The 23,315-nt window shown below is 38.5% G+C and carries 28 protein-coding genes; 8 read left to right on the forward strand and 20 right to left on the reverse strand.

Features of this window, described 5'->3' with window-relative positions; genetic code table 11:
- Nucleotides 1-37: 37 nt before the first annotated feature.
- Together D9O48_RS06445 and D9O48_RS06450 are read right to left on the reverse strand one after the other, a co-directional pair.
- Complete coding sequence (locus tag D9O48_RS06445) at nucleotides 38-1,126, reverse strand: WG repeat-containing protein (protein WP_199750514.1); 1,089 nt, start codon at nucleotides 1,124-1,126, stop codon at nucleotides 38-40.
- A gap of 109 nt (nucleotides 1,127-1,235) precedes the next feature.
- Nucleotides 1,236-1,919: a toxin-antitoxin system YwqK family antitoxin gene (locus D9O48_RS06450; RefSeq protein ID WP_126971796.1), complete on the reverse strand. Its 684-nt coding sequence runs from the start codon at nucleotides 1,917-1,919 to the stop codon at nucleotides 1,236-1,238.
- Nucleotides 1,920-2,038: 119 nt separating this feature from the next.
- On the opposite strand from D9O48_RS06450, the gene D9O48_RS06455 reads away from it, so the two are divergent.
- Complete coding sequence (locus D9O48_RS06455; RefSeq protein WP_158624835.1) at nucleotides 2,039-2,650, forward strand: peptidylprolyl isomerase; 612 nt, start codon at nucleotides 2,039-2,041, stop codon at nucleotides 2,648-2,650.
- 2 nt (nucleotides 2,651-2,652) lie between these two features.
- On the opposite strand, the gene D9O48_RS06460 is transcribed toward D9O48_RS06455, so the two are convergent.
- From D9O48_RS06460 to D9O48_RS06520, 13 genes are all read right to left on the reverse strand, one after another.
- The gene (locus tag D9O48_RS06460; RefSeq protein WP_126971799.1) at nucleotides 2,653-3,078 is read right to left on the reverse strand and encodes a type II 3-dehydroquinate dehydratase; all 426 of its coding nucleotides are present in this window, start codon (nucleotides 3,076-3,078) and stop codon (nucleotides 2,653-2,655) included.
- Nucleotides 3,079-3,326: 248 nt separating this feature from the next.
- Complete coding sequence (locus tag D9O48_RS06465) at nucleotides 3,327-3,545, reverse strand: hypothetical protein (protein ID WP_126971801.1); 219 nt, start codon at nucleotides 3,543-3,545, stop codon at nucleotides 3,327-3,329.
- A 307-nt stretch (nucleotides 3,546-3,852) separates the two neighbouring features.
- Nucleotides 3,853-4,959, reverse strand: a complete 1,107-nt coding sequence (gene carA, locus D9O48_RS06470; protein WP_126971803.1) for a glutamine-hydrolyzing carbamoyl-phosphate synthase small subunit — start codon at nucleotides 4,957-4,959, stop codon at nucleotides 3,853-3,855.
- 164 nt (nucleotides 4,960-5,123) lie between these two features.
- Entirely contained in the window at nucleotides 5,124-5,618 is a 495-nt protein-coding gene (gene rplQ / locus D9O48_RS06475) for a 50S ribosomal protein L17 (protein WP_126971805.1), read from the reverse strand.
- Nucleotides 5,619-5,719: 101 nt separating this feature from the next.
- Nucleotides 5,720-6,721, reverse strand: a complete 1,002-nt coding sequence (locus D9O48_RS06480) for a DNA-directed RNA polymerase subunit alpha (RefSeq protein ID WP_126971807.1) — start codon at nucleotides 6,719-6,721, stop codon at nucleotides 5,720-5,722.
- Nucleotides 6,722-6,763: 42 nt separating this feature from the next.
- Entirely contained in the window at nucleotides 6,764-7,369 is a 606-nt protein-coding gene (gene rpsD, locus D9O48_RS06485) for a 30S ribosomal protein S4 (RefSeq protein WP_126971809.1), read from the reverse strand.
- Nucleotides 7,370-7,505: 136 nt separating this feature from the next.
- On the reverse strand, nucleotides 7,506-7,913 hold the full coding sequence (gene rpsK / locus D9O48_RS06490) for a 30S ribosomal protein S11 (protein ID WP_126971811.1): 408 nt from the start codon (nucleotides 7,911-7,913) through the stop codon (nucleotides 7,506-7,508).
- A 168-nt stretch (nucleotides 7,914-8,081) separates the two neighbouring features.
- Complete coding sequence (gene rpsM, locus D9O48_RS06495; protein ID WP_126971813.1) at nucleotides 8,082-8,462, reverse strand: 30S ribosomal protein S13; 381 nt, start codon at nucleotides 8,460-8,462, stop codon at nucleotides 8,082-8,084.
- A gap of 42 nt (nucleotides 8,463-8,504) precedes the next feature.
- A complete protein-coding gene (ykgO, locus tag D9O48_RS06500; protein ID WP_010519235.1) occupies nucleotides 8,505-8,621 on the reverse strand; it encodes a type B 50S ribosomal protein L36 in 117 nt (38 codons plus the stop codon).
- A gap of 34 nt (nucleotides 8,622-8,655) precedes the next feature.
- A complete protein-coding gene (infA, locus tag D9O48_RS06505; RefSeq protein ID WP_126971815.1) occupies nucleotides 8,656-8,874 on the reverse strand; it encodes a translation initiation factor IF-1 in 219 nt (72 codons plus the stop codon).
- A 124-nt stretch (nucleotides 8,875-8,998) separates the two neighbouring features.
- Complete coding sequence (locus tag D9O48_RS06510) at nucleotides 8,999-9,397, reverse strand: hypothetical protein (RefSeq protein WP_233589195.1); 399 nt, start codon at nucleotides 9,395-9,397, stop codon at nucleotides 8,999-9,001.
- Between the two features lie 75 nt (nucleotides 9,398-9,472).
- Nucleotides 9,473-10,462, reverse strand: a complete 990-nt coding sequence (locus D9O48_RS06515; protein ID WP_126971817.1) for an aldo/keto reductase — start codon at nucleotides 10,460-10,462, stop codon at nucleotides 9,473-9,475.
- Between the two features lie 190 nt (nucleotides 10,463-10,652).
- Entirely contained in the window at nucleotides 10,653-11,813 is a 1,161-nt protein-coding gene (locus D9O48_RS06520; protein ID WP_126971819.1) for a homogentisate 1,2-dioxygenase, read from the reverse strand.
- Nucleotides 11,814-12,065: 252 nt separating this feature from the next.
- Here D9O48_RS06520 and D9O48_RS06525 point away from each other — a divergent pair, with 252 nt between their 5' ends.
- Nucleotides 12,066-12,560: a metallophosphoesterase family protein gene (locus D9O48_RS06525; RefSeq protein WP_126971821.1), complete on the forward strand. Its 495-nt coding sequence runs from the start codon at nucleotides 12,066-12,068 to the stop codon at nucleotides 12,558-12,560.
- Here D9O48_RS06525 and D9O48_RS06530 read toward each other — a convergent pair.
- From D9O48_RS06530 to D9O48_RS06540, 3 genes are all read right to left on the reverse strand, one after another.
- Complete coding sequence (locus D9O48_RS06530; protein ID WP_126971823.1) at nucleotides 12,504-12,923, reverse strand: helix-turn-helix domain-containing protein; 420 nt, start codon at nucleotides 12,921-12,923, stop codon at nucleotides 12,504-12,506. The two genes, D9O48_RS06525 and D9O48_RS06530, sit on opposite strands and share 57 nt — an antisense overlap.
- Before the next feature lie 201 nt (nucleotides 12,924-13,124).
- The gene (locus D9O48_RS06535) at nucleotides 13,125-13,592 is read right to left on the reverse strand and encodes a hypothetical protein (RefSeq protein WP_126971824.1); all 468 of its coding nucleotides are present in this window, start codon (nucleotides 13,590-13,592) and stop codon (nucleotides 13,125-13,127) included.
- Nucleotides 13,593-13,682: 90 nt separating this feature from the next.
- Nucleotides 13,683-14,780, reverse strand: a complete 1,098-nt coding sequence (locus D9O48_RS06540) for a TolB family protein (RefSeq protein WP_126971826.1) — start codon at nucleotides 14,778-14,780, stop codon at nucleotides 13,683-13,685.
- A gap of 103 nt (nucleotides 14,781-14,883) precedes the next feature.
- Here D9O48_RS06540 and D9O48_RS06545 point away from each other — a divergent pair, with 103 nt between their 5' ends.
- The 5 genes from D9O48_RS06545 to D9O48_RS06565 all read left to right on the forward strand — a co-directional run bounded on the left by D9O48_RS06545 (nucleotide 14,884) and on the right by D9O48_RS06565 (nucleotide 20,435).
- Complete coding sequence (locus D9O48_RS06545) at nucleotides 14,884-15,894, forward strand: tetratricopeptide repeat protein (RefSeq protein WP_126971828.1); 1,011 nt, start codon at nucleotides 14,884-14,886, stop codon at nucleotides 15,892-15,894.
- Between the two features lie 28 nt (nucleotides 15,895-15,922).
- Nucleotides 15,923-16,570, forward strand: a complete 648-nt coding sequence (gene rpe, locus D9O48_RS06550) for a ribulose-phosphate 3-epimerase (protein WP_126971829.1) — start codon at nucleotides 15,923-15,925, stop codon at nucleotides 16,568-16,570.
- Nucleotides 16,571-16,590: 20 nt separating this feature from the next.
- Complete coding sequence (locus D9O48_RS06555; protein WP_126971831.1) at nucleotides 16,591-19,044, forward strand: TonB-dependent receptor; 2,454 nt, start codon at nucleotides 16,591-16,593, stop codon at nucleotides 19,042-19,044.
- A 145-nt stretch (nucleotides 19,045-19,189) separates the two neighbouring features.
- Nucleotides 19,190-19,579: a hypothetical protein gene (locus tag D9O48_RS06560; protein WP_126971833.1), complete on the forward strand. Its 390-nt coding sequence runs from the start codon at nucleotides 19,190-19,192 to the stop codon at nucleotides 19,577-19,579.
- A gap of 139 nt (nucleotides 19,580-19,718) precedes the next feature.
- Nucleotides 19,719-20,435, forward strand: coding sequence for a pyridoxine 5'-phosphate synthase (locus D9O48_RS06565; protein ID WP_126971835.1), 717 nt, complete (start codon nucleotides 19,719-19,721; stop codon nucleotides 20,433-20,435).
- A 48-nt stretch (nucleotides 20,436-20,483) separates the two neighbouring features.
- Here the strand turns inward: D9O48_RS06565 and D9O48_RS06570 are convergent, their stop codons facing one another.
- Entirely contained in the window at nucleotides 20,484-20,951 is a 468-nt protein-coding gene (locus D9O48_RS06570; RefSeq protein ID WP_126971837.1) for a septal ring lytic transglycosylase RlpA family protein, read from the reverse strand.
- Nucleotides 20,920-22,518 carry a L,D-transpeptidase family protein gene (locus D9O48_RS06575; RefSeq protein WP_126971839.1) on the reverse strand — a complete coding sequence of 533 codons (1,599 nt, stop codon included), beginning with the start codon at nucleotides 22,516-22,518 and terminating at the stop codon, nucleotides 20,920-20,922. The genes D9O48_RS06570 and D9O48_RS06575 overlap by 32 nt, the downstream gene beginning before the upstream one ends.
- Nucleotides 22,519-22,569: 51 nt before the next feature.
- Here D9O48_RS06575 and D9O48_RS06580 point away from each other — a divergent pair, with 51 nt between their 5' ends.
- Nucleotides 22,570-23,310 carry a M15 family metallopeptidase gene (locus tag D9O48_RS06580; RefSeq protein WP_126971841.1) on the forward strand — a complete coding sequence of 247 codons (741 nt, stop codon included), beginning with the start codon at nucleotides 22,570-22,572 and terminating at the stop codon, nucleotides 23,308-23,310.
- Nucleotides 23,311-23,315: the final 5 nt, after the last annotated feature.

Here is a 23,315-nt window from a genome sequence, read left to right on the forward strand (position 1 = left end):
TTGTACTTCTGCAACGCTATCATCTTTTTTTAAAAGATCAATGATTTCTTATGCTCACAGATATCAGCTTGTAACCTTTATCCGTCCGTAAAAACTCAAAATGATCTTGCGGTAAATTCTTTTTGGTAGGATAGGAAATCACCACTTGCATTACAGGATAAATCCAATCTTTGGATTCGCCGCAGTTATTGAAATACTTATCATACGCGGCTCCCTCATATAGAAAAGGATTCAATCCATCTGAAGTAATAAAATACTCACTTTCAGGTTCGTTGATCTGTAATAAAGTTTTCTTCAACTGATCAAACTTTTTCGTAACCATTGCAGCTTTTGAATAATACAACCATTCTCCACCAGATCCATCTATAACTGTATCCATCAAATAATCGCTGAGTTTATCTTGCGTAAAATTCTTAAACAACTCATTTGATAACCAGTACCTGAATTCTTTCTCAAAGTCAATAAACGAAAGATACTCGCCTGTTGATGACAAAAAACTTCTTCTGGTACTATCAGCGTTTATCTGATTACTTTTCTGTATCGAAAAGAGGTTGAGGGTATAAGGCTCTGTAAAATCGTTGATCAAAATATTATTCAGCGTGTCTAACAAAATTATTTCTCCTCCCTTCCAGCTAAAATGATTACAACCGCTATGTTCTTCCTTATCCCAATATTCTTTCTGCGCATTTTTTAACGCCACGATCAATCCGTTTCTTACAGGCTGGATATCATTATATTCAGCAGGAATAACAACTTCGCCCTGTTTATTAAAAATTCCGGCCTTGTCTGTTTTTAAATCTTTAAAACGAATAAAGCCTTCGTTCTCACAGTCAGGCATATTATCCCGGATATATAAACTGTCTGTTCCGAATTTTCTTTCTGACTTTAACAAGTAATAGCTCAGCCAGCTTCCGTTGATTTCTTCTACGACTGAGAGTATATCATCAAATTTTGCAGCAGTAGTGAACCCCGAAAAACGGGCTTCAATTTTGACTTTACCTTGCTTATCTTTATAACCGATTAAGCTTGAATCGGTATTGTAAAAAGAGAACCAGGTATCTTTTTTCTGAGCAGACAAATCTTTATTAAAAAAAGCAACTAACAGCATTATTATACCAAATCTCATAACATTACTATTTAATTGACCGATAGTCATCTTTCTTTTTTGAATACGTTATGCAGTTTATACAAGAAGTATCCTGTATCGCTTTACAGGTAAAATAAAAAAGGAGGTTTTAATAACCTCCTGTATTTCCTTCCCGAACTTTAATTTTTTTCTTACCGGCGTTTTGTTTCTCAAACTCCAGCACCTCTTTAGGCTTGGGAACTTCTTTCTTATTACCGGGTGCATTTTGTTGTTGCGCTAATTTTTCTTCGGCCAACTTCCGCGAATCCTGCATTAGTTCACCTCTTTTATACAGTTCTGTAGCAATGAGCCTTCCATTAGAAGGATCATAGTACTTCCAATAACCGTGTTTTATAGCTCCTCCTTCATTCTTGACAATTACTTCTTCATAAGCGCCAAAAACATCGGGGCTTTCCACCATGATGGTATCATATTCTTTATTGGGATTAATCGCCAGCCACTCCTGTTCTAACCGGAGTGCACCTAAATTGGTGAAGTAAACACATTTACCGCTTTTCATACCCCATTTGTAGTTTTCTACTCCAACAAGGTCACCCATTAGGCTAAACATTCGCCATTCACCTTCTTTTTTGTCATAAGAAAACCATCCTTCTTCTTCATATCCCTGTTCACCGCGCAAACCTTCTACTTTGATCACCCAGGGGCCATGCTTACGTCCGACCATATCCTGGCGGTTGATCGTATCACCATCTTTAGTTAACTCAAATGATTTCCACTGTGCTGTGGCAGCAACACACAAAAAGATCGCTATTAATGATAATATATAACGCATAACATTCCTCTTACTCTTAAATTAACAATAAATCAGCCAAAAAAGTATATCCTGGAGGAGATTTTGATAATTTTAACGACAGAATGAGGATTATGAGTGTAAAAATACTAATAACATTTTTGATTTTTCTGCTGCCGGCACCGGATATGGTCGCCCAGAACTGGGCACAGATCAAAAAAGACATTGAAACTTCTAAAAACAGCCCTTTGTACGTCAAGGACATTTTGAAGAAACCGTTTTCTATCGACACCGTAGCAATAGCTCGTTTAAGCGAATTTGAGTCGTTTAAAGACAGTATTGCATTTCATGGTGAATTGGGTAAAGTATACGGGCCTTTTGGCAAGGAACAGTACTTAATTCAGGTATTAGCGGAAAATCCGAATCAGTTTAACCGCGTGGGTCAGATTTTCATTGATACGGCGATCATTTATTATCCCCGTGCTGACTCGTTGGCAAATTTCATTATCCGTCAGATAGCGATTGGCAACAGAAGCTTCGAAGATATGGCTTCTACTTACTCGATGGGAGGTGAAGGCGCCACACAGGGTGATTTGGGTTGGATTGCTGCAGGATACACTTTGCCCCAGCTTGACAAAGCATTACTGGAAAAAGAAAAGGGTGACTTATTCAAAATGTGGACACGTAGAGGAGTTCATATCATCCGAAAATCTGACCATACACAAACCTTTAGAGGGTATGCCCTGTTACTGATGATCAGATGGAAATCATAAACTTATTTGTTCAGGTATAGAAAATGTTCAATGGCCAGAACATATCCGTTCAGACCCATTCCGATAATAGAACCTATAGATTTTCCTGAAACATGTGATAAATGTCTGAAAGGCTCACGCGCGTGTACATTTGAAATATGTACTTCAATAACCGGTGTTTTGATAGCGGCAATCGCATCCCCGATCGCTACGGAAGTGTGGGTATAAGCGGCAGGATTTAAGATAATGCCGTCAGATTCAAACCCATACTTTTGTAAAGCATCCACTATTTCTCCTTCAATATTCGATTGAAAATATTCGAATTGCACCGCAGGGTATTTTTCCTGCAGCTCCAGATAGAAAGAGTTGAAATCCTGATTACCATAAACACCGGGTTCACGTTTACCAAGAAGATTCAGATTGGGACCGTTTATAATAATTAGTTTCATGAAAGTAATGAGTGTGAGGTTTAAAGTTAGGAAAAATGAATAAAAGAGAAAGTTTAATCTATGTGTAATTTTTTACGTAAATAATCCGGAGTCTTAAGACTCCGGGGTGGTTTCAGGCACTTCACTGCGGTTTGATGTGCACTATACTATACTATTCCATCCACCTCATCTTTGCATTGAGCAGATCCTATTTCTGATACCTCGTCTACATTACGTATCAGATGATATGCCATCGCACTCGAACACCTTCAGTATATTGCCTCCCATACAAGTCCTTCACAAACCGGCTGTTGATGCAGCCAATCTAATATCTGTTCAAACACTTTAGTATCATCAATCACCCTGCAACGGGTTCCATATTTCCAGAACTGAAAATACTTCACTTTTTGATGTACACTACCTTCATTCATACATCCAACTGACCCAACGCTCACGGCAAGGATGCTGTAAGTCGTTAATGACATCATTACTAATAAGTCTGAAACTTTGTTTTTTAAAACATCTTATTAAATAAGAAGGATCTCCCTCCAGGGTAAATAACAAGTACAACTTAAACTTTAAAATAAGATATCCCTGCAATTGCATATGTTTCTGCTTACGGCAATAATACAAACTGTCTAATATAGTATCACAAATTTCACGATGGCAGAAGACCTCTAACCCCTCAATGGTATCCATTTCTGCATAATAAAAAATGATGGTTGTTTCATTTAATTATATACGAAAAACAGTTGTTCTGAGATTAAAAAAGGCCGCAATTGCGGCCTTTTTTATTTATATAGTTTCTTTAATCATATTGATAAACTGATCAAACAGATAACGGCTGTCGTGCGGACCAGGAGTCGATTCCGGGTGATACTGTACTGAAAACGCCGGTTTTCCTTTTACTCTGATACCTTCGATCGATTCATCGTTCAGGTTTACGTGAGTAATTTCAACGCGGTCAGATTTTTTAACAGTATCCGGATTTACACCGAAACCATGATTTTGAGTAGTGATTTCACAAGTACCCGTAATGATATTTTTCACCGGATGGTTCAATCCTCTGTGGCCGTGGTGCATTTTAAAAGTATCAATTCCCTGAGATAAAGCTAATAACTGGTGGCCTAAGCAAATGCCGAAAGTAGGTTTATTTTCTTCTACCACTTGTTTTACAGTTGTGATAGCATAATCCATACTCGCCGGATCGCCAGGACCATTTGAAATAAAATATCCGTTCGGGTTGAATTCTTTTAAAGTAGCTAAAGAAGTTTTAGCAGGGAATACTTTTACATGAGCGCCGCGCTCTACCATGCAGGTCAGGATATTACGTTTAGTACCAAAATCAAGTACAGCAATTCTGATGGGAGAATGCGGATCACCTAATGTATAAGGCTCTTCAGTGGTAACAAAAGAAGCTAATTCCAATCCGTCCATGCCAGGTGTTTTAGCAAGGATAGATTTCAACTCTTCAATATCAGTTATTTCAGAAGAAATGATACAGTTCATAGCACCTTTTTCACGAACGTGTGAAACGAGTGCACGGGTATCTACTTCTTCAATACAAACAATATTATTTGCTTTCAGGTACTCGTCCATTGAACCATTTGCCAATTTACGGGAGTATTGATCTTCAAGGTTACGACCAATTAATCCGCGAATCTTCACGCTATTAGATTCAACTTCATTTTCTTTTACACCATAGTTACCGGTGTGAACATTGTTCATGATCACAATTTGACCGTAGTAACTAGGGTCTGTAAATACTTCCTGATAACCGGTCATTCCGGTATTAAAGCAGATTTCACCGGTAGTAGTGCCGATTAAACCAAAAGCTTTACCATAATGTACGGTTCCGTCTTCTAATAAGAGAATTGCAGATTTTTGAGCAGAGTTGGACATGTTATTCAAAAAAAGTTTTGCAAAGAAACATAAATAATAAATGCGATTGCACTTAAATTTTCGTCAGATAGGAATTTTTTGAAACTTTTAAAGATTCGCCTATCGAATTTTCATAAAAAAGGCAAGACGATCGTCTTGCCTGTATAGAAAACAAAGTTATTTTCTTATTCTGCAGTTTTTTCTTCAGTTGCAGGAGCTTCTGCAGCCGGAGTTTCAACAGCGTCTTTCTTAGTAGTAGAACGAGAACGACGGGTTTTCTTAGCTGGTTCTGCAGCAGCAGTACCGGTTTTACCGTATACATCGTTAAAGTCAACTAACTCAATCATTGCCATTTCAGCGTTATCACCTTTACGGATTCCTAATTTGATGATACGAGTGTAACCACCAGGACGGGTTCCGATTTTTTCAGCGATCGTTGAAAAAAGCTCAGTAACCGCTTGTTTATCTTGTAAGTGACTGAAAACAAGACGACGGAAGTGTGTAGTATTGTTTTTAGACTTTGTAATTAACGGCTCAATGTGTGTACGTAATGCTTTCGCTTTTGCTAAAGTAGTTACGATACGTTTGTGCTCAATTAACTGACAAGATAAGTTACTTAATAACGCTTTTCTGTGTGAAGCGGTTCTACCTAAATTGTTGATTTTGTCTCCGTGACGCATGACATTTAAATTTTAAGACTGCACCGTGTCAGGAATTGCAATCTAAAATCATCTGTTTCAATCAAAACTGCCTGAAACAGATGATTATATGTGATTAAATATTAAAGTTCTTCTTTATCTAAGCCTAATTTGCTTAAATCCATACCGAAATGTAAACCTCTTTCTGCTAAAACCTGTTCAATTTCCGCAAGTGATTTCTGACCGAAGTTTCTGAACTTCATCAAATCTTCCTGTTCGTATTGAACTAATTCGCTTAAAGAGTTGATTTTCGCAGCTTTTAAACAGTTGAAAGCACGAACTGAAAGGTCTAAATCTTCCAACGGCGTTTTCAAAATCTTGCGAAGTTGTAACATTTGCTCATCTACCACATCTTCTTTTTTATCTTCTTTATTATCGAAGGTAATATTTTCGTCAGTGATGATCATTAAATGTTGAATCAAGATACGGCTAGCTTGTTTCACTGCTTCTTCAGGGTGAATTGTACCGTCAGTAGTTACTTCCATGATTAATTTCTCATAGTCAGTACGTTGTTCTACACGGGTATTTTCGATAGCGTATTTTACATTCTTGATTGGAGTGAAGATAGCATCAGTTGGAATATAACCAAACGGAGCATCTTTCACTTTATTTTCTTCTGCCGGAACATATCCACGACCTTTAGCGATGGTTAACTCAATGTCCAATTTAGCAGAAGCATCCAAAATACAGATCAAAAGTTCAGGGTTCATGACTTCGAAGCTTTGAGTAGCTTCAGCAATCATACCAGCTGTAAATTCTGTTTTATTTTTGATGCTAAGCGAAATTTTCTCTTGGCTTACTTCATGTTCTACTTTCTTTTTAAAGCGAACCTGCTTTAAGTTCAAGATAATTTCCAACACATCTTCAGTGATACCTTTGATGGTTGCAAACTCGTGATCTACACCTTCAATGCGGATACCGATGATGGCATAACCTTCCAGGGAACTCAACAACACCCTGCGCAAAGCGTTACCTACAGTTACACCGTAACCTGGCTCTAACGGGCGAAACTCAAACTGAGCTTCAAACTCCGTAGCTTTTTGTAAAACGATTTTGTCTGGCTTCTGGAAATTTAAAATGGCCATATAGTAGAATTTCGATTTTTTTAAAAAGGTGCCTAATCAGGCTTATTTAGAATACAACTCAATGATCAATTGTTCTTTGATGTTTTCCGGAATGTTTTCACGCTCAGGATAAGCAACAAAAGTACCACTCATTTCAGCTTCATTCCAATCCATCCAGGAAATCTTTGGATTTTTACCACGGAACAATGAAACTAAAGTTGTATTAGACTTATCTTTCTCTTTAATAGCGATAACATCACCTGGTTTAATACGGTATGAAGGGATGTTAACGATTTCACCATTTACAGTGATATGTTTGTGAGAAACCAACTGACGAGCACCAGGACGAGAAGGTGACATACCTAAACGGTATACAACGTTATCTAAACGAGACTCTAATAAACGCATCAGGTTTTCACCGGTAACACCTTTCAGACGAGCTGCTTCTTCGAAAGTTCTACGGAATTGTTTCTCTAATACTCCGTAAGTATATTTAGCTTTTTGCTTTTCTTTTAACTGTAAAGCGTATTCACCCGGAGCTTTACGTTTACGGGTTGGACCATGCTGACCCGGAGGTACACTATTCTTGGTTAAATACTTACCATTGCCTAAAATAGGCTCACCGAAAATACGGCAAATTCTTGTTTTGGGACCTGTATAACGTGCCATTTTGAAAAAATGATTTTTTAGTGTCGATACCCGATCCTTAAAAATCTTAAAAATTAATCGGGCACCCTGTTAAAAAATATATACTTAAAATAATATTGAGACGTACCCTGTAAGATACGTCTCAATAAGTTTATTACTACACTCTTCTTTTCTTTGGAGGACGACAGCCATTGTGTGGCAGAGGAGTTACGTCTTTAATCATTACTACTTCGATTCCGTTCTGAGCCAAACCACGAATCGCACTCTCACGACCGGCACCAGGACCTTTAACGTAAACATCTACTTTTTTAACACCAGCGTCGAATGCTGTTTTAGAAGCATCTGCTGAAGCCATCTGAGCGGCATACGGAGTATTCTTTTTAGAACCTCTGAATCCCATTTTACCAGCTGAACTCCAGGAAATTACCTGGCCATGTTTGTTCGTAATGCTGATAATTAAGTTGTTGAAGCTTGCTGAGATATGAGCATCACCGTAAGCGTCAACTTTTACAATTCTTTTTTTAGCAGCTGCCTTTGCACTCTGCCCTTTTTGAGCTTTTGCCATTGTAAAAGGTAATCTTTTAAAGTTTATCACTACCGGAATTACTTCCGGTTCGAATCAATCCTCCTGCTGACTTACGAAGCTATCTGGTATTGACTCTCTGTCTGTAAGTCTCTAGAATAGAAAATCAGAAGCCTATATACAGACTCCTGACCCGCTATCGCTTTAGCACTATTTCTTAGTTGCTTTCTTTTTACCAGCCACAGTTTTACGCTTACCTTTTCTGGTACGACTGTTCGTACGTGTACGTTGACCACGAACAGGTAAACCTTTACGGTGACGTAATCCACGGTAACAAGCGATATCCAACAAGCGTTTGATGCTCATCTGAACTTCAGAACGTAATTGACCTTCAACTTTGAACTCGTTCGTAATGATCGTACGAATTGCATTCAATTCGTCATCATTCCACTGGTTCACTTTCTTATCGAAGCCAATACCCGCTTGGGTCAGGATATACTGAGCAGTAGTGCGGCCAATACCATAAATGTAGGTAAGACCGATTTCTCCTCTTTTATTCTTTGGTAAATCAACACCGGCAATACGAGCCATAATATCAAATTGTTGTTTCTAGTTTATATTTTCTTACAGCAATTATCCTTGACGTTGCTTAAATCGAGGATTCTTTTTGTTAATCACATATAAGCGACCCTTTCTTCTCACGATCTTACAATCGGCGCTACGCTTTTTGATGGATGCTCTAACTTTCATAACATGATTGTTTTATACTGCGTTCAGCAGTCTGTTATTTATATCTAAAAATGATTCTACCTCTAGATAAATCATAAGGGCTCATTTCAACCCCTACCTTATCACCAGGTAAAATACGAATGTAGTGCATACGCATCTTCCCAGAGATAGTGGCTAAAATTTCATGTCCATTCTCTAACTTCACCTTAAACATTGCATTGGATAAGGCTTCTGTTATTACTCCGTCTTGTTTAATTAAAGGTTGTTTGCCCATATTCTTTAAAGGAGCGCAAAGATAAGAATTCTAATGCTTAATAACAAAATTATCGCAAAAAAAATTCCAGAAAGTTGAAAAACTTCCTACCAAACGCTAAATTTCGGGCAAAGGTAAGTATTTTTTATGCAGGATTCAACTCTATTTTTGTCATTTGGATATAATGATTCTGAAATTCATGCACGTACATCGGCATGTTAATCAATCTTCTATCCTCACGATACCACATTTCAAACTTAGAAAAATTGCCAGGCTCTCTCAACAAAACTCTGAAAGGCCCTTTCTTATACTTCACTCCTTCCGGTACCACTTCCCGCTCAAATCCTAAACGCAGCAACTGTTCTTCATCTAAAGCAATGGGTGTCAGATCTTCAGGGCTATACCAGGCCTCTACTTCTCCTACTAATAAACATACTTCTTTCGCACCATCATTATAGGTGTCTGTTACTGTCGCCACTAATCTTTCACCATCACGATTCAAGTAAACCAGGTTGCTTGGTTTTAAGGAAGAAAGCTTTATCATAATTTGGCAAGTTTCTATTAAGATCGTCATTTTTGTGCAATTTTCCTAGAAACCTGCCCTTTTTAACAACTTCATTTATAATCCATATTGTTCAAGTTTGGTGCGGATATGCGACAGTTCTTCCGGAGCCAGTTGAATTTCAGTAGCTTTTGCATTTTCCAACGCCTGTTCTGCATTCCTTGCTCCCGCCAATAAAACTGTAATCCCTTTTTGCGCTAATGCCCACGCCAATGCTAACTGACCAATTTTCACCCCTCTGGAATCAGCCAAAGGTTGAATAGCCGTCAAAAATTCATTTACTTTCAGTATATTATCCTGCGTGTAAAACCTGTTTGTACTGCGGGTATCACCTTCGCCAAAATGATGACCAGGCTTTATTTTACCGGTTAGTAACCCTCTTTGTAAAGGACTGTATGCAATAATCGATTGTCGCTCCTTAATGCAATAGGGAACCAATTCGTTCTCTATTCCTCTGTTTATCATACTGTATTCCACCTGATTAGAAGCCAGATGAAGTGTTTTGTTCGCTTCCTCCATCAATGCCTTATTATAATTACACACCCCTGCTGCACGAATTTTACCTTGCTGCAATAAAATTTCCATTGCCTCCATAATTTCATTGATGGGTGTTACCGTTTCGGGCCAGTGCTGTTGGTACAGGTCAATATAATCGGTTTTTAACCGCTTTAAGCTGGCTTCACATTCTTCAATGATGCTTTCTTTAGAACACCATTTATAAATATCGATCGCTTTGCCGGAATTATCTTTACTGTTCATCGCAAAGTCTCCACCTACTCTATCCCACCGCATACCGAACTTAGTAAGCAGCTGTACCTGATCTCTTGGAATATCAGCAATGGCCTCACCTACTATTTCTTCACTCGTTCCCTGTCCGTAAATCGGTGCCGTATCAATACTGGTCATACCGGCATCGTAAGCAGATTGTATTGCTTTTACCGCTTCTTTTCTATCTGCACCACCCCACATCCATCCGCCGATTGCCCAGGCTCCGAAAGTGATAACCGATGCTTCAACATCGGTGCTTCCTATTTTTACTTTTTCCATATACCGGTTTAATTTAATATACTTATTGATATTTATTGTAGGCTAAAATTATATAAAATGTGATTTCTGCACACCACCTTCTTCAGGTTGCTGCATATAAAATTTTCATGCCTTACAAAAACACAAAAGGCTGCCCTAATGTTTAAAGCAACCTCTGTTATTTTAATCACAAAAGTGAATAATGCTGTTTCTATTTTTCCATCCAGCTGGTAGTATAATCAGGATTTTCAATCAACAACGCCGCTGTTGTTAATTGTAATGGATGAAATGTATCTACCATTACCGCCAACTCTTTTGTTTCTTTAGCACCGATGCTTTTTTCAACAGTTCCGGGGTGCGGACCATGTGGAATACCTCCCGGATGCAAAGTGATCATCCCTTTTGTAACATGTTTTCTGCTCATAAAATCACCGTCAACATAATACAATACTTCATCGCTATCGATATTACTGTGATTATAGGGTGCCGGAACAGCCAGCGGGTGGTAGTCATATAGCCGCGGTACAAACGAACAAACTACAAAGTTATTTGCTTCAAACGTCTGGTGCACCGGTGGCGGCTGATGTACTCTTCCGGTGATCGGCTCGAAGTCATGAATACTAAAGGCATACGGATAACAACAACCATCCCAGCCTACCACATCAAAAGGATGAGTTCCGTAATGCAATCCGTACAACATTCCTTTCTTTTTACACCTTACGAGAAAATCACCCCGCTCATCGTGCGTTTCTAACTGGTCAGGCACGCGCAAATCGCGTTCACAAAACGGCGCATGCTCCATCAATTGCCCGTACTTACTCAGATATCTTTTCGGAAAATGAATCGGACTAAAAGATTCAACGATAAAGAGCCTGTTTTCTGCTGACTCAAACTCCATCTGATAAATAGTACCACGCGGTACTATCAGATAATCACCATATCCGAAACTAAGTGTACCGTACATAGTTTTCAGCTTACCCTTTCCTTCATGTACAAAAATCATCTCATCTGCATCAGCATTTTTGAAGAAATAATCTTTCATACTCTCCTGCGGAGCTGCCAGTACGATATGGCAATCGTTGTTGACCAATACGGGAATTCTGCTTTCCAGATAATCTTTCTCCGGTTGCACCTTAAACCCTTCAAAACTTCTATGTTTCAGCATTTTTTCTTCTGCCACTTTCGGACTCACCTCCACCGGATCTTCTGCTGAAATGATTTGTGTAGGAGGATGTGTATGGTATAATAAAGTATAATCGTTAGAAAAACCCTCCGTCGAGAAAAGTTGTTCGGCATATAATTGCCCGTCTTCTTTTCTGAACTGGGTATGACGTTTAGGAGGAATTTTTCCTCTTTGAACATAATATGGCATAGCAACAATTTATAATATAGTCAATGATAATAGGAAACAGGGTAGTTACAGACTACCGGAAGTAAGACATAATAATCAGAACGATCGGGCACAATCAAGAGACAGCATCAGGAAATAGTACTTCCAGTTGCGTTTATCAATCCAATAAGTGAAGTTTCTGAAAAAAGGCATAAGAATTCCTTTCCACTAATATACAATTTTTTTTCGAATTTTAGCATTTACCTTTAGGCCGGATCAAACTTTTATTTACACATGACGCGCATCGGCATTATTTCAGATACACATAGTTATTTAGATCCGCAAGTATTCACCTATTTTAAAGAAGTAGATGAAATCTGGCATGCCGGTGACTTTGGTTCAATGGAACTCATCAAAGAGTTAGCACAATTCAAACCACTGAAAGGTGTTTATGGTAATATTGATAACCAGAAAATCAGAAATGAATTTCCTGAAAACCTGATTTTCACCTGTGAGCAGGTGAAAGTATTAATGACGCATATCGGAGGTTATCCGCCTAAATACAATGCCCGTGTAAAACCTTTACTTCAGCAAGAGCAACCCCAACTTTTTATTGATGGCCATTCCCATATTCTAAAGATCATGTTTGATGAACCGCTTCGTTGCCTGCATATTAACCCCGGTGCTGCAGGCAAACAAGGGTGGCATAAAGTGCGCACATTGGTACGTTTATCAATAGACGGCGAACGCCTCTTTGACTGTGAAGTCATTGAGTTGGGCGCCCGCTAATTCACTGTAAGCCACTTTCAGAAAGTAAGGCTCAAACAACTCTTCAGCACGCTCCTCCCTGATATCCTGTTGCCCGTGATTAACTACATTACTAAAATTAACCGTTCCATTGAGCGTTACTGAAAACCGGATTCTTAATACAAACTGAAAACCCGCCAGCAACTCGAGTGTAGGAACCCGCTTCCCTGATAATAAAGATGATAAATAGTTCGGTGTAATACCTAACTTTTCAGCCAATTCAGTTCTGCCCATCGGAATTAATCGCATCCGCTCCTGGATAATCTGCATAAATTGACCGGCCAGCACTACTTTTTCATGGCGCTTGTATAATTCAATATTTACAAAAGGTAAGTCCCAACCCATAAGTATTGATTTAGAAAACTAAGGTACCACACACCTCCCCCCTTTTCCAAATTATAAGCATTTAGATCTGTTATAAATACTTATTTATACAGCCAGAAGGTAAATTAATTTCCCGATTGCAATAGTGAAGGGTCTGCTAAAATGCAGCCAATAAAAAAGGTGGCACCGAACGGGCCACCTTTTTCTATTTAAAATTCAATCTTACATTCCAGGGAATAATGGTCTGGCTATTTCACCTCTGAAAGGCCATGGAATTGAAGCTAAAATGACTATTAATGCAATGATTAACAACAAGAAGGCTGTTTTATGAATAGCACTTCCTTTAGCACGTTTTACTTTTGCGTTGGCAATTGTAATCAATACAACAGCAATCAACATTCCGATAAGGTGTTCTACTGCAAAGAAACGGGCATAAGCATTTTTCATAACACCTCCCATTCCTAAGGTACTAAAACTTTTCACACCCCAGTTACCGATAAAGTACAGCACTAATCCTACCAATAAGTTGGTGTGTGTTGAAATCATTAAAAACTTAACTACTTTTTTGTCGCCGGTTGTAACAGGTGCTTTTTTCATCATCCCCATTAAGTGACGCAATACTGCTACCACTAATAAGATCAGAATCACCCATCTTAATACATTGTGCAAATGAATCAAGCCTGTTTGCATAATATCATTTTTTTGTCAAAAAATATTGAGAATGTTCAAATCTACAACAAGCCCCCTATATTTCCCAGTTTCACAGATTAAAGTTTTTAACTATTCTACCCAATCTGCAATAAACAAGTTCGTATCTCTTGTTCCGCCATTATTTCTGTTCGACGAAAATGCAATCTTTTTTCCATCATAACTAAACATCGGAAATGCATCAAAACCTTTATCTCTGCTGATCTTTTGCAAATTACTGCCGTCTCCGTTCATCGTATAAATATTAAAAGGAAAACCTCTTTCATATTCGTGATTCGATGCAAAAATGATTCTTTTGCTATCAGGCATATAATTCGGAGCCCAGTTCGCTTTTCCTAATTTTGTAATCTGTTGCTGGTTCTTACCATCTATATCCGATACAAATACTTCCATGTTGGTCGGCGCTACCAATCCTTCAGCCAATAATTCTTTATACTCTTTTATTTCTTCAGCAGTAGCAGGACGCGAAGCTCTCCATAATAATTTGGTACCGTCAGGACTGAACCATGCACCGCCATCATATCCCAATTCGGTCGTTACCTGCTTTTCCTCACCCGTTTCCAGATTCATTACATACAAATCAAGGTCTCCGTTTTTCACAGATGTATATACCATCAGTTTACCGTCGGGAGACAAGGTTGCTTCCGCATCATACCCCTCACTATTGGTTAACTGTTTTACGATTTTACCATCCAAGTCAGCCATGAAGATATCATATCCACTGTATAAAGGCCAGATATACCTGTTACCATATTTTTCACGATCCACAGCCGGTGGACAGGCTTCACCTGCCAAATGGGTAGATGCATATATAACATGCTGATTATCTTTTGTAAAAAAGGCGCAGGTTGTTCTTCCTTTACCCGTTGAAACCATTTTATAGTTAAAAGGTTTTCCATATTCAGGAACTTCTCCCACAAATATCTGATCGCACGCTATACCGTCTTTCGGAGCTGTTCTTTGAAACACGATCATTTTACCATCGTAACTGAAATATCCTTCCGCATTATCACCGCCAAATGTCAGCTGTTGAATGTTTTTGAAGTTTTTTTCCTCCGGATAACGCAGGGTGTCAGAATGATCTACAGTTTCCGGAGCCGCGGCGTCGTTACATCCCACTGAAAGTGTAATGGCAGCAACTCCCGCCAAAAACATTAAATTCTTCTTCATGTCTGTTGTTTGGTTTATTTTTTAGTTCAAATTTAAGCTCTTATTAAGATAGGTTTACCAAAATTATGCAATAATAGAACTACAAAATATGTAGATTTGAAAAATGAACGGGAAATTTTTTTGGATTGCTTTTGTAGCATCAACTGGTTTATGGGGTTGCGGAGACGAAAACAATAACGGATCATCGTCTGTTCCTGCAATTTTGCAACAACCGCCATATAATACATTAACGGATAGTCTTACCATTCAGCCAGACAATGCCGGATTGTACTATAAACGTGCAATTTTACTCACTCAAAATAATGAACATGAGCTGGCCAACAGAGATTGGGAAAAAGTGTGGGAGCTGAACCCTACTGAATCCAATACCTGGCAGTTCGTGACTAATCTGATTGTAACCAATCAAAGTAATAAAGCGATTGAAGTATTAACCCAGGCCATTGATAAGTTTCCCGAACAGCCTGCTTTTAAAGCAAAAATGGCTGAAGTACTGGTACAGGTTGATTATATACACGAGGCTATCAATATTTATAATGAATTAATTAAACAGGATCCCGAACAATACGAATGGTATTACGAACTGGGCAGAACATTTGCCAAAAACAGAAATGTTCCGGATGCTATATACAATCTGGAAAAAGCCTATGCTTTACAGCCGGCTAATTTCATCGGGCTCGACCTCGCAGAATTATATGCCTATCAGTTAAATCCGAAAGTAATTACATTGTGCAACGAAATTATCAGAAATAATCCGCCGAACTCCATTCCGCAGGCTTCTTACCTGAAAGGAACCTACTACGCCGACAAAGGTCAGCGTGAACTGGCAATCAAATGTTTTGATGAAAGTATCAAAAGTGATTGGAAATTTGTAGATGCTTATCTTGATAAAGGTTATCTTTTTTTCAAAGAAGGAAAATATAAAGAGGCAAAAGCCGTATATACTCAATGTATTGAAGTGGCTCAGCAGGCACCGGATTCGTACTATTGGTTAGGAAGAACCGAAGAAGCACTGGGAAACCTGGATAATGCAAAAGCAATGTATGAGCAAACGCTTTTGTTAGACAAAGACTTTCATGAAGCCTCTTCCAGATTAGATTCTTTAAAAAAATTATAAATTCATAACTTTCGAAAAAATCAGAAAGATGATCGTCGCACCTTCATTATTGGCCGCTAACTTTTTAGAATTAGGAAAAGCCTGTTCAATGTTGAATGAGAGTGAAGCTGAATGGTTTCACCTGGATGTGATGGACGGACGTTTTGTTCCCAACATTTCTTATGGCCTTCCCGTGATTGAACAAATCAGAAAAGCTACTGATAAGATTTGTGACGTACACTTAATGATTGAAGAACCCGAGAAGTATGCAGCAGCTTTTCAAAAAGCAGGGGCTGATATTTTAACGGTACACTATGAAGCCTGTAAACACTTACACAGAAATATTCAGCAAATTAAAGGATTGGGCATGAAAGCAGGCGTTGCACTCAATCCGCACACACCTGTTCAATCTCTCGTAGATATTATTCATGATATTGATATGGTATTGATCATGAGTGTGAATCCCGGCTTCGGTGGTCAGCACTTTATTCCGCATACGCTGGAAAAAGTTCACGCCTTAAAAAGCTTAATCCGATTAAAAGGGCTTTCTACCTTAATTGAGGTGGATGGCGGCGTAACAGTAGAAAATGCACCTGCTTTAGCACAGGCCGGAGCAGATGTTTTGGTAGCCGGTAGTACCGTATTTAATTCTGCCGACCCTAAAGCAACAATCGCACAATTAAAACGTGTGATTTAATTCAGACAAAACCAATTCCTTTGAGGTATATCTTATTTTGTATTTGCTGCTGTTTCCATCTGGTAACTACTGCACAAAAAGTCGTGGTAGAGGGTACTGTTTTTTCAAAAAGCGGTATTCCTTTACAAAATGCATCCGTTAAGGTTTTAAACACTGCTTCTGCAACTGATGCCGGTGTAAACGGTAAATTCCGGTTAACATTACCTTCGCGCCAAACTTATACTTTACAAATTTCATATATTGGTTTTCACGATCTGATACAGGTTATACAGCTTCAGGAAGCACCGCATTATTTCTTTAATTTTTATCTCACCGAAAAAACAACCCTGCTGGATACAGCTGTAGTAACTGCCCAAAATGCGCGGTTAGAGGCAGGCGTTATTCAACTATCGGCCGATAAAACAAGACTCAACCCTTCTCCTATCGGCGGCATTGAAAGCTTAATCAAAATATTCGTAGGCAGTAATAATGAACTGAGTTCTCAATACACCGTAAGAGGCGGTAACTATGATGAAAACCTTGTTTATGTAAACGATTTTGAAGTATATCGCCCTTATCTGGTTCGAAGCGGACAACAGGAAGGACTTAGTTTTATCAATCCTGACATGGTTAATGACGTACGTTTTTATAATGGAGGATTCAGTGCAAAGTACAATGATAAAATGAGTTCGGTTTTAGATGTTTCTTACAAAAAACCGAAAACATTCGGCGGAACAGCTTATGTGAGCTTACTGGAACAGGGAATTCATATTGAAAATGCATCAAAGAATCAAAAACTGACCTATTCGATCGGAGCCCGTAACAGAACCAATCAAAATTTATTGAAATCACAGGAAACGGTTGGTAATTATGTACCTTCTTCCGGCGATCTGCAGGCTTATCTCACTTACCGCATCAATACCAAAAATCAACTCGATTTTCTGGGCAATTATTCCACCACCCGATTTTCATTTATTCCAAGATATTCTCAACTGTCCAGCAATGTATTTTCACCTTTTGTATCCGCTAATGTAGGAGTGAATATTTTCTTTGAAGGCCGTGAGAAAGACCAGTATACCACCCGAATGGCGGGTTTGTCATGGTTGTATCAACCGAATACACATACGCAGTTAAAATGGCTGGTAAGTTATTTCAACAATAATGAGTCTGAACGATATGATATCAAAGGAGATTATTTAATAGGAGAAAGAGACTTACAACAGGGTGGAATTATTGACGAACCGCAGGGCGCCGGCAGGTACCACCAGTTTGCCCGAAACTCGCTCGATGTAAATGTGTTGAATATTTCGCACAAAGGAAGCAGCCGCTTAAATAATCATGTTGTTGACTGGGGAATCGCTTATGACCGTCAGCAGCTGAACGATCAGCTTTATGAGTGGGAGTATCAGGATTCGGCAGGTTATCATATTCCTGCATTAGAAGTACCCGGAATGTCGCGTTTTATACAAACGAATGCAAATGTTCAGATCAACCGTTGGAGTGGATTTATTACCGATAAATGGATCATAGGAAAAGGGCAGGCCTGGATCTTCCAACCCGGTGTACGTGCTCAATATAACGACCTCAATAATGAATGGCTCGTTAGCCCGAGAGTTAATATTTCATACAATAATCCTGAAGCAAAAAAAGATATCGTTTGGAAATTTGCCGCCGGCCTCTATCATCAACCTCCTTTTTACAGAGAAATGAGAAGACCTGACGGTTCTGTAAATACCCATCTGAAGGCACAAAAGAGCTGGCAGGCTTTAGCAGGATTTGACTACCAGTTTCACATTAAAAATCTTCCGTTCAGATGGTCAACAGAAGTATATTACAAAAATATCCGGGATGCTGTCAGCTATGAAATAGACAATGTACGTATCCGCTATTCCGGTGAAAATGATTCAAAAGCCTACGCCTGGGGAGTAGAAACAAGGTTATTCGGTGAATTAGTAAAAGGAGCAGAAAGCTGGATCAGCTTAGGTGTAATGGGTGCCCGCGAAAAACTTCAGAACGATCAGTACTACAACTATACACTCAATGACCAGTCACAGGTTGTTGACAGTACCTTAATGAACAGAGGCTGGATGAGAAGACCAACTGACCGGCTGATTACACTGGGCATGTTCATTCAGGACTATCTGGCTAAAAATGAAAACATCAAAGTTTACCTGAATATTTTATACGGTAGCAATCTACCCTATTCTATTCCCAATAGTATAAAATATCGTAATGCATTAAAAATAGATCCTTATATTCGTGTGGATATAGGATTCAGCACTTTGCTATTCAGTAACCAACGAAAAAATATCCGTAGTTACCATCCACTCAATGGTTTCAACAACGTTTGGGCTACTGTTGAAATCTTTAATCTGATAGACAGAGACAATGTGATTGCCTATCAGTTTATTAAAGACTTTAATAACGCAAATTATGCTTTACCCAACCGGTTAACACCGCGTCTGATCAACTTCAAGATTATAGCAAAATTTTAGTCCAAAAACAGGACTTCTTCCCAATTCGATTTTCACACTCCCAAAAAGGGAAAACACCCCACTAGCAAAAATCATTAATTAATTGAATGTCAAACATTTAATTGAATTGGCATTTATTTGGCATTATCAGACTAAAATCGATATTATGGTATCTGGACAACAATTTACTGACGCAACAAGTCAATCGATTCATGAAAAATTATTCAAAATTTTAAATGCTGAGAAAGACGACGTTCTGAAAGACGGTGACATTAATTTCAATATGGCGCTTATTTCCGGAGTTAGTATCCGTACCACCCCTTCGATGTACACCATTACCATTGAAATTACCTGTAAACAAAGTCGGCACTTGATTGTGCGCCTCTTAAACGCAGAAGGAAAGATAGAAAGGATGTTCGGTTGGTATGTTATTAAAGGAGCCAACATTACCACATTATCAGAAACCACACAATTGTCAATCGGCACTTACCGCCTTGATATTATCGATAATGATGGTTTTGTGATTTACAACACACAACTTCAAAAATCTTCTTAGTAGAAAACACATTTTTGATCCGAGCAAGAAAGAGACTGCCTTATTTAAGAGCAGTCTCTTTTAGTTATCCATATAATGCTCAGTAGTAAGTATTTACTTTTTTTCATACTCAACTAAAAAAAGATTGATAATTTTGAGTATGACAAAGCTGAGTGTTAATATTAACAAGATCGCCACACTTAGAAATTCGAGAGGCGGTAACAATCCTGATGTAATAAAAGCAGCAATAGATGTACAGCTTTTCGGAGCTGATGGGGTAACGGTGCACCCACGTCCTGATGAGCGCCATATACGTTATTCAGATGCACGGGGTATCAAACCGATTATTACAACAGAATATAATATTGAAGGCAATTGCAGGGAGCAGAAATTTATTGATCTGGTGCTGGAAGTAAAGCCCGATCAGGTAACACTCGTTCCTGATGCAGAGGGGCAATTGACTTCAGATCATGGTTGGGATACCATTCAGCATCAGAAATACCTTAAAGATACCATTGCTATTTTCAAAGAGGCGGGTATACGTGTTTCCATCTTTGTAGATCCTGATCCGGAAATGGTAAGAGGCGCATTAGATACAGGAACTGACAGAATTGAGTTGTATACCGAAGCATATGCCAGCAACTTTGTAAAAGATCCTAAAAAAGCAGTAGCACCTTATGTAAAAGCAGCAGCAGTTGCGCAGAAACTCGGCTTAGGGATAAATGCCGGTCATGACCTGGATCTGGAAAACCTGGCTTATTTTGCCAAAAATATTCCCGAACTGGCAGAAGTATCCATCGGTCACGCCTTAATTTGTGATGCAATCTATCTCGGTTTTGAAAATACCATTCAACTTTATAAAAGACAGTTACAATAATAATAAAAGCTACCAATAGGTAGCTTTTATTATTTCACTTATGTTGAATTACTTTTGCTGGTCTTCTTTCTTTTCTGATAACAGCGGTTCTTTTTTACCCATATACTCCACCCGCACTTTTACGAGTCCTCTGGTCATAAACCGTAATTGCCGTGCAGCCGTTGTAGTTAAATCGATCAATCTTGTATTCTTGGGATGCATACGGTCAGTTATTTTTACATAGATCTCCCTCTTATTGGAAAGATTAATCACTTTCACCCAACTATTAAGGGGATATTTATTACTGGCAGCCGTCATTTTTGATTGTGTAAAAATGCTTCCGTTAGCTGTTTTCCGGCCTTCAAATTTATCGTGGTAAAAGCTGGCTATTCCAGTTTGAACGGCAGCTACTTTTTTACTACCGCCCAGGCTGATACTGTCTACTTTCTGCTGGGCCTGTAATATTTGTATACACAGGCAGCTGAACAAAAAAAGTATTGCGGCTTTAGTGAGACATTTTCTTAGAGAAGTATTCATTCCTTAAAAGTTTGTCATCTCCGTAAAGATCATTATAAAACCTGATTTTTCCCTCAACTCCTTCACAACTGTAGTAACGAATATATAAAGGTAAACGTGGAAATCCGCTTACTACTTTTTTGGTTTGTTTTGCCAGCCATGTTTCGACGCTATCCATCTTCACTTTTGTTTGCTCCTTTAATAAGAAGGAAGCTAATTTTCGAAACTCCTGTACACGAATACAACCATGGCTCAACGCCCGGTCACTTCTTGAAAACAACCAGCGGGCATTTGTGTCATGCAGATATACTGCAAATTTATTAGGAAAATTAAACTTCATAATTCCTAAGGAGTTTTCATCCCCCTCCTTTTGTCTTATAACATATGGAAAATTTGAGCGATTGGCTTTTTTCCAATCGATAGAATCCGGAGAAACTACATTATCCGACCAATCCATTACCATGAGTCTTTCTTTCTCCAGGTAACCCGGATCTTTAATAATTTTCGGAATCATTTCACCAAATACAATACTGTAAGGAACGGTCCATTGCGGATAAGTAATATAATTGGTTAACCCCGAATTTAAAACCGGCGTTCTGGTAGCAGGTAACCCTACAATTGTTCTCGACCTGAATGACAATGTATCTTCTTCATATACTTTCATTTCAAATGAAGGTATATTTACCATCAAATAAGACTTAGGCATCACCGTTGGCAATTGCTTCATTTTATCGAGCGTAATTGCAACTTTAATAAATTTCTCCCAATTAGTATCATTCAGCAGCTGAATCATTTTGCGGGATAGTTTTCCGTTAGCTTCCAGGCCGTTTCTATATTGATACACTGTAATCAGTGGTATCCATTCATCGAAAGTAACTGTATTTACACTTGCATGAATTACGCGTTCCTGAATAAGTCTTTTTCGTAACTGATCATAAAACTGCAAAGTATCTTTAACAGGATATTCGAGGTATTCATAATTACCGATATTACCGACCGAATCTAAAAATTGCCTGAGTGCTTGTTTTAATTCTCTGTAACCGATATAGGCCGGTTCCAGCTCACTCATTGTCTGAGTAATATTTTTTCTTTGCTGAGTATGTTTTAAAATATCCAGATAAAATCCGGTACCGGCAAGTGTATCAGCTCTTAAATTCACTGTATCCAAAGGAATACGTCCCCAATGAATATCCTTTGCCATAGCAAACAAAGAGTGTGTTAAAAGATAATCTTTCGTAGCCCATTCATCAGCTGTGGCAGTAGTCATTTTTTTTAAACTATCATAATGGTAATCATTAGGGAAGAGTCCGAAGTAACTACTATTCTCAATAAATTGGTAAAGCTGATCGCCGAGAAAAGTTGATTTACCATTGTCCATCCAGAAAGGTAAATAATCATTATCAGTATACGCCTGTATCAATGCACTGTCAACGGTTGACTGCAGAGAAGCACTTTTCAGAAGTACTGACAATGATTTTTTTGTATCAGCTGTATAGTTGATTTCTTCTTTTTGAAGGGGAGCCGGTTCATTATTACAGCTCCAGCAAAAAATCAAACACAGAGAAACAAGTAAGGAAGTTATTCGCATGCTTCTCAAACGATTTATTTGTAACTTTAGTGATTAAGTTAATGAATTAATATGAATTTAACCTTATCTCCTAAGTTTATTTTTTTCTGTTTAACGATTTCTTTCCTTTTCAAAGATAATACAGTTTTTGCTCAGTTAAAAGAGAGTAAATACGGCGTATTTTATGTCGATACCCGGTATTATTACGATTCGTCAGTAAAGGCAGATCCAGCGCTTTTACTAACGGATATTCGTTCGTTACTACCAACAGTAAGATATGATCTGCGTTATGCCGGCAATAACAATTTTACCGGAATGGTTTTGTATCCCTCCGATACGCGGTATTCGTTTCTTGCACTACCGGCATTAAATGGTTTAGTTAAAGCCGCTGAGGTTTTTGATAGCCTGGGATATGATCTGGTAATTTTTGATGCCTACCGGCCATATAGCATTACGATTCGTTTTTGGGAACTGATACAAAATGAAGATTATGTAGCACGTCCTACAAAAGGATCAATGCACAACAGAGGCCTGGCTGTTGACCTAACACTGTGGGATAGAAAGTTAAACCGTCTGGTAGATATGGGTACTGATTTTGATCATTTTTCAGATACGGCTCATCATTCATTCAGCAATTTGCCGGAAAGTGTACTGCAAAACAGATTACTCTTAAAAAATACACTGGAACAATTCGGTTTTAAACCAATTGCCACAGAATGGTGGCATTACGTATGGCAAACGACTACTGTTTATCCTGTTTTGGATATTGATTTTAATACTCTTTATGCTATTCAAAAAAAGTATTCGAAGTAATAAAA

This window comes from Gynurincola endophyticus, assembly GCF_003991195.1.
GTDB classification, from domain to species: domain Bacteria; phylum Bacteroidota; class Bacteroidia; order Chitinophagales; family Chitinophagaceae; genus Gynurincola; species Gynurincola endophyticus.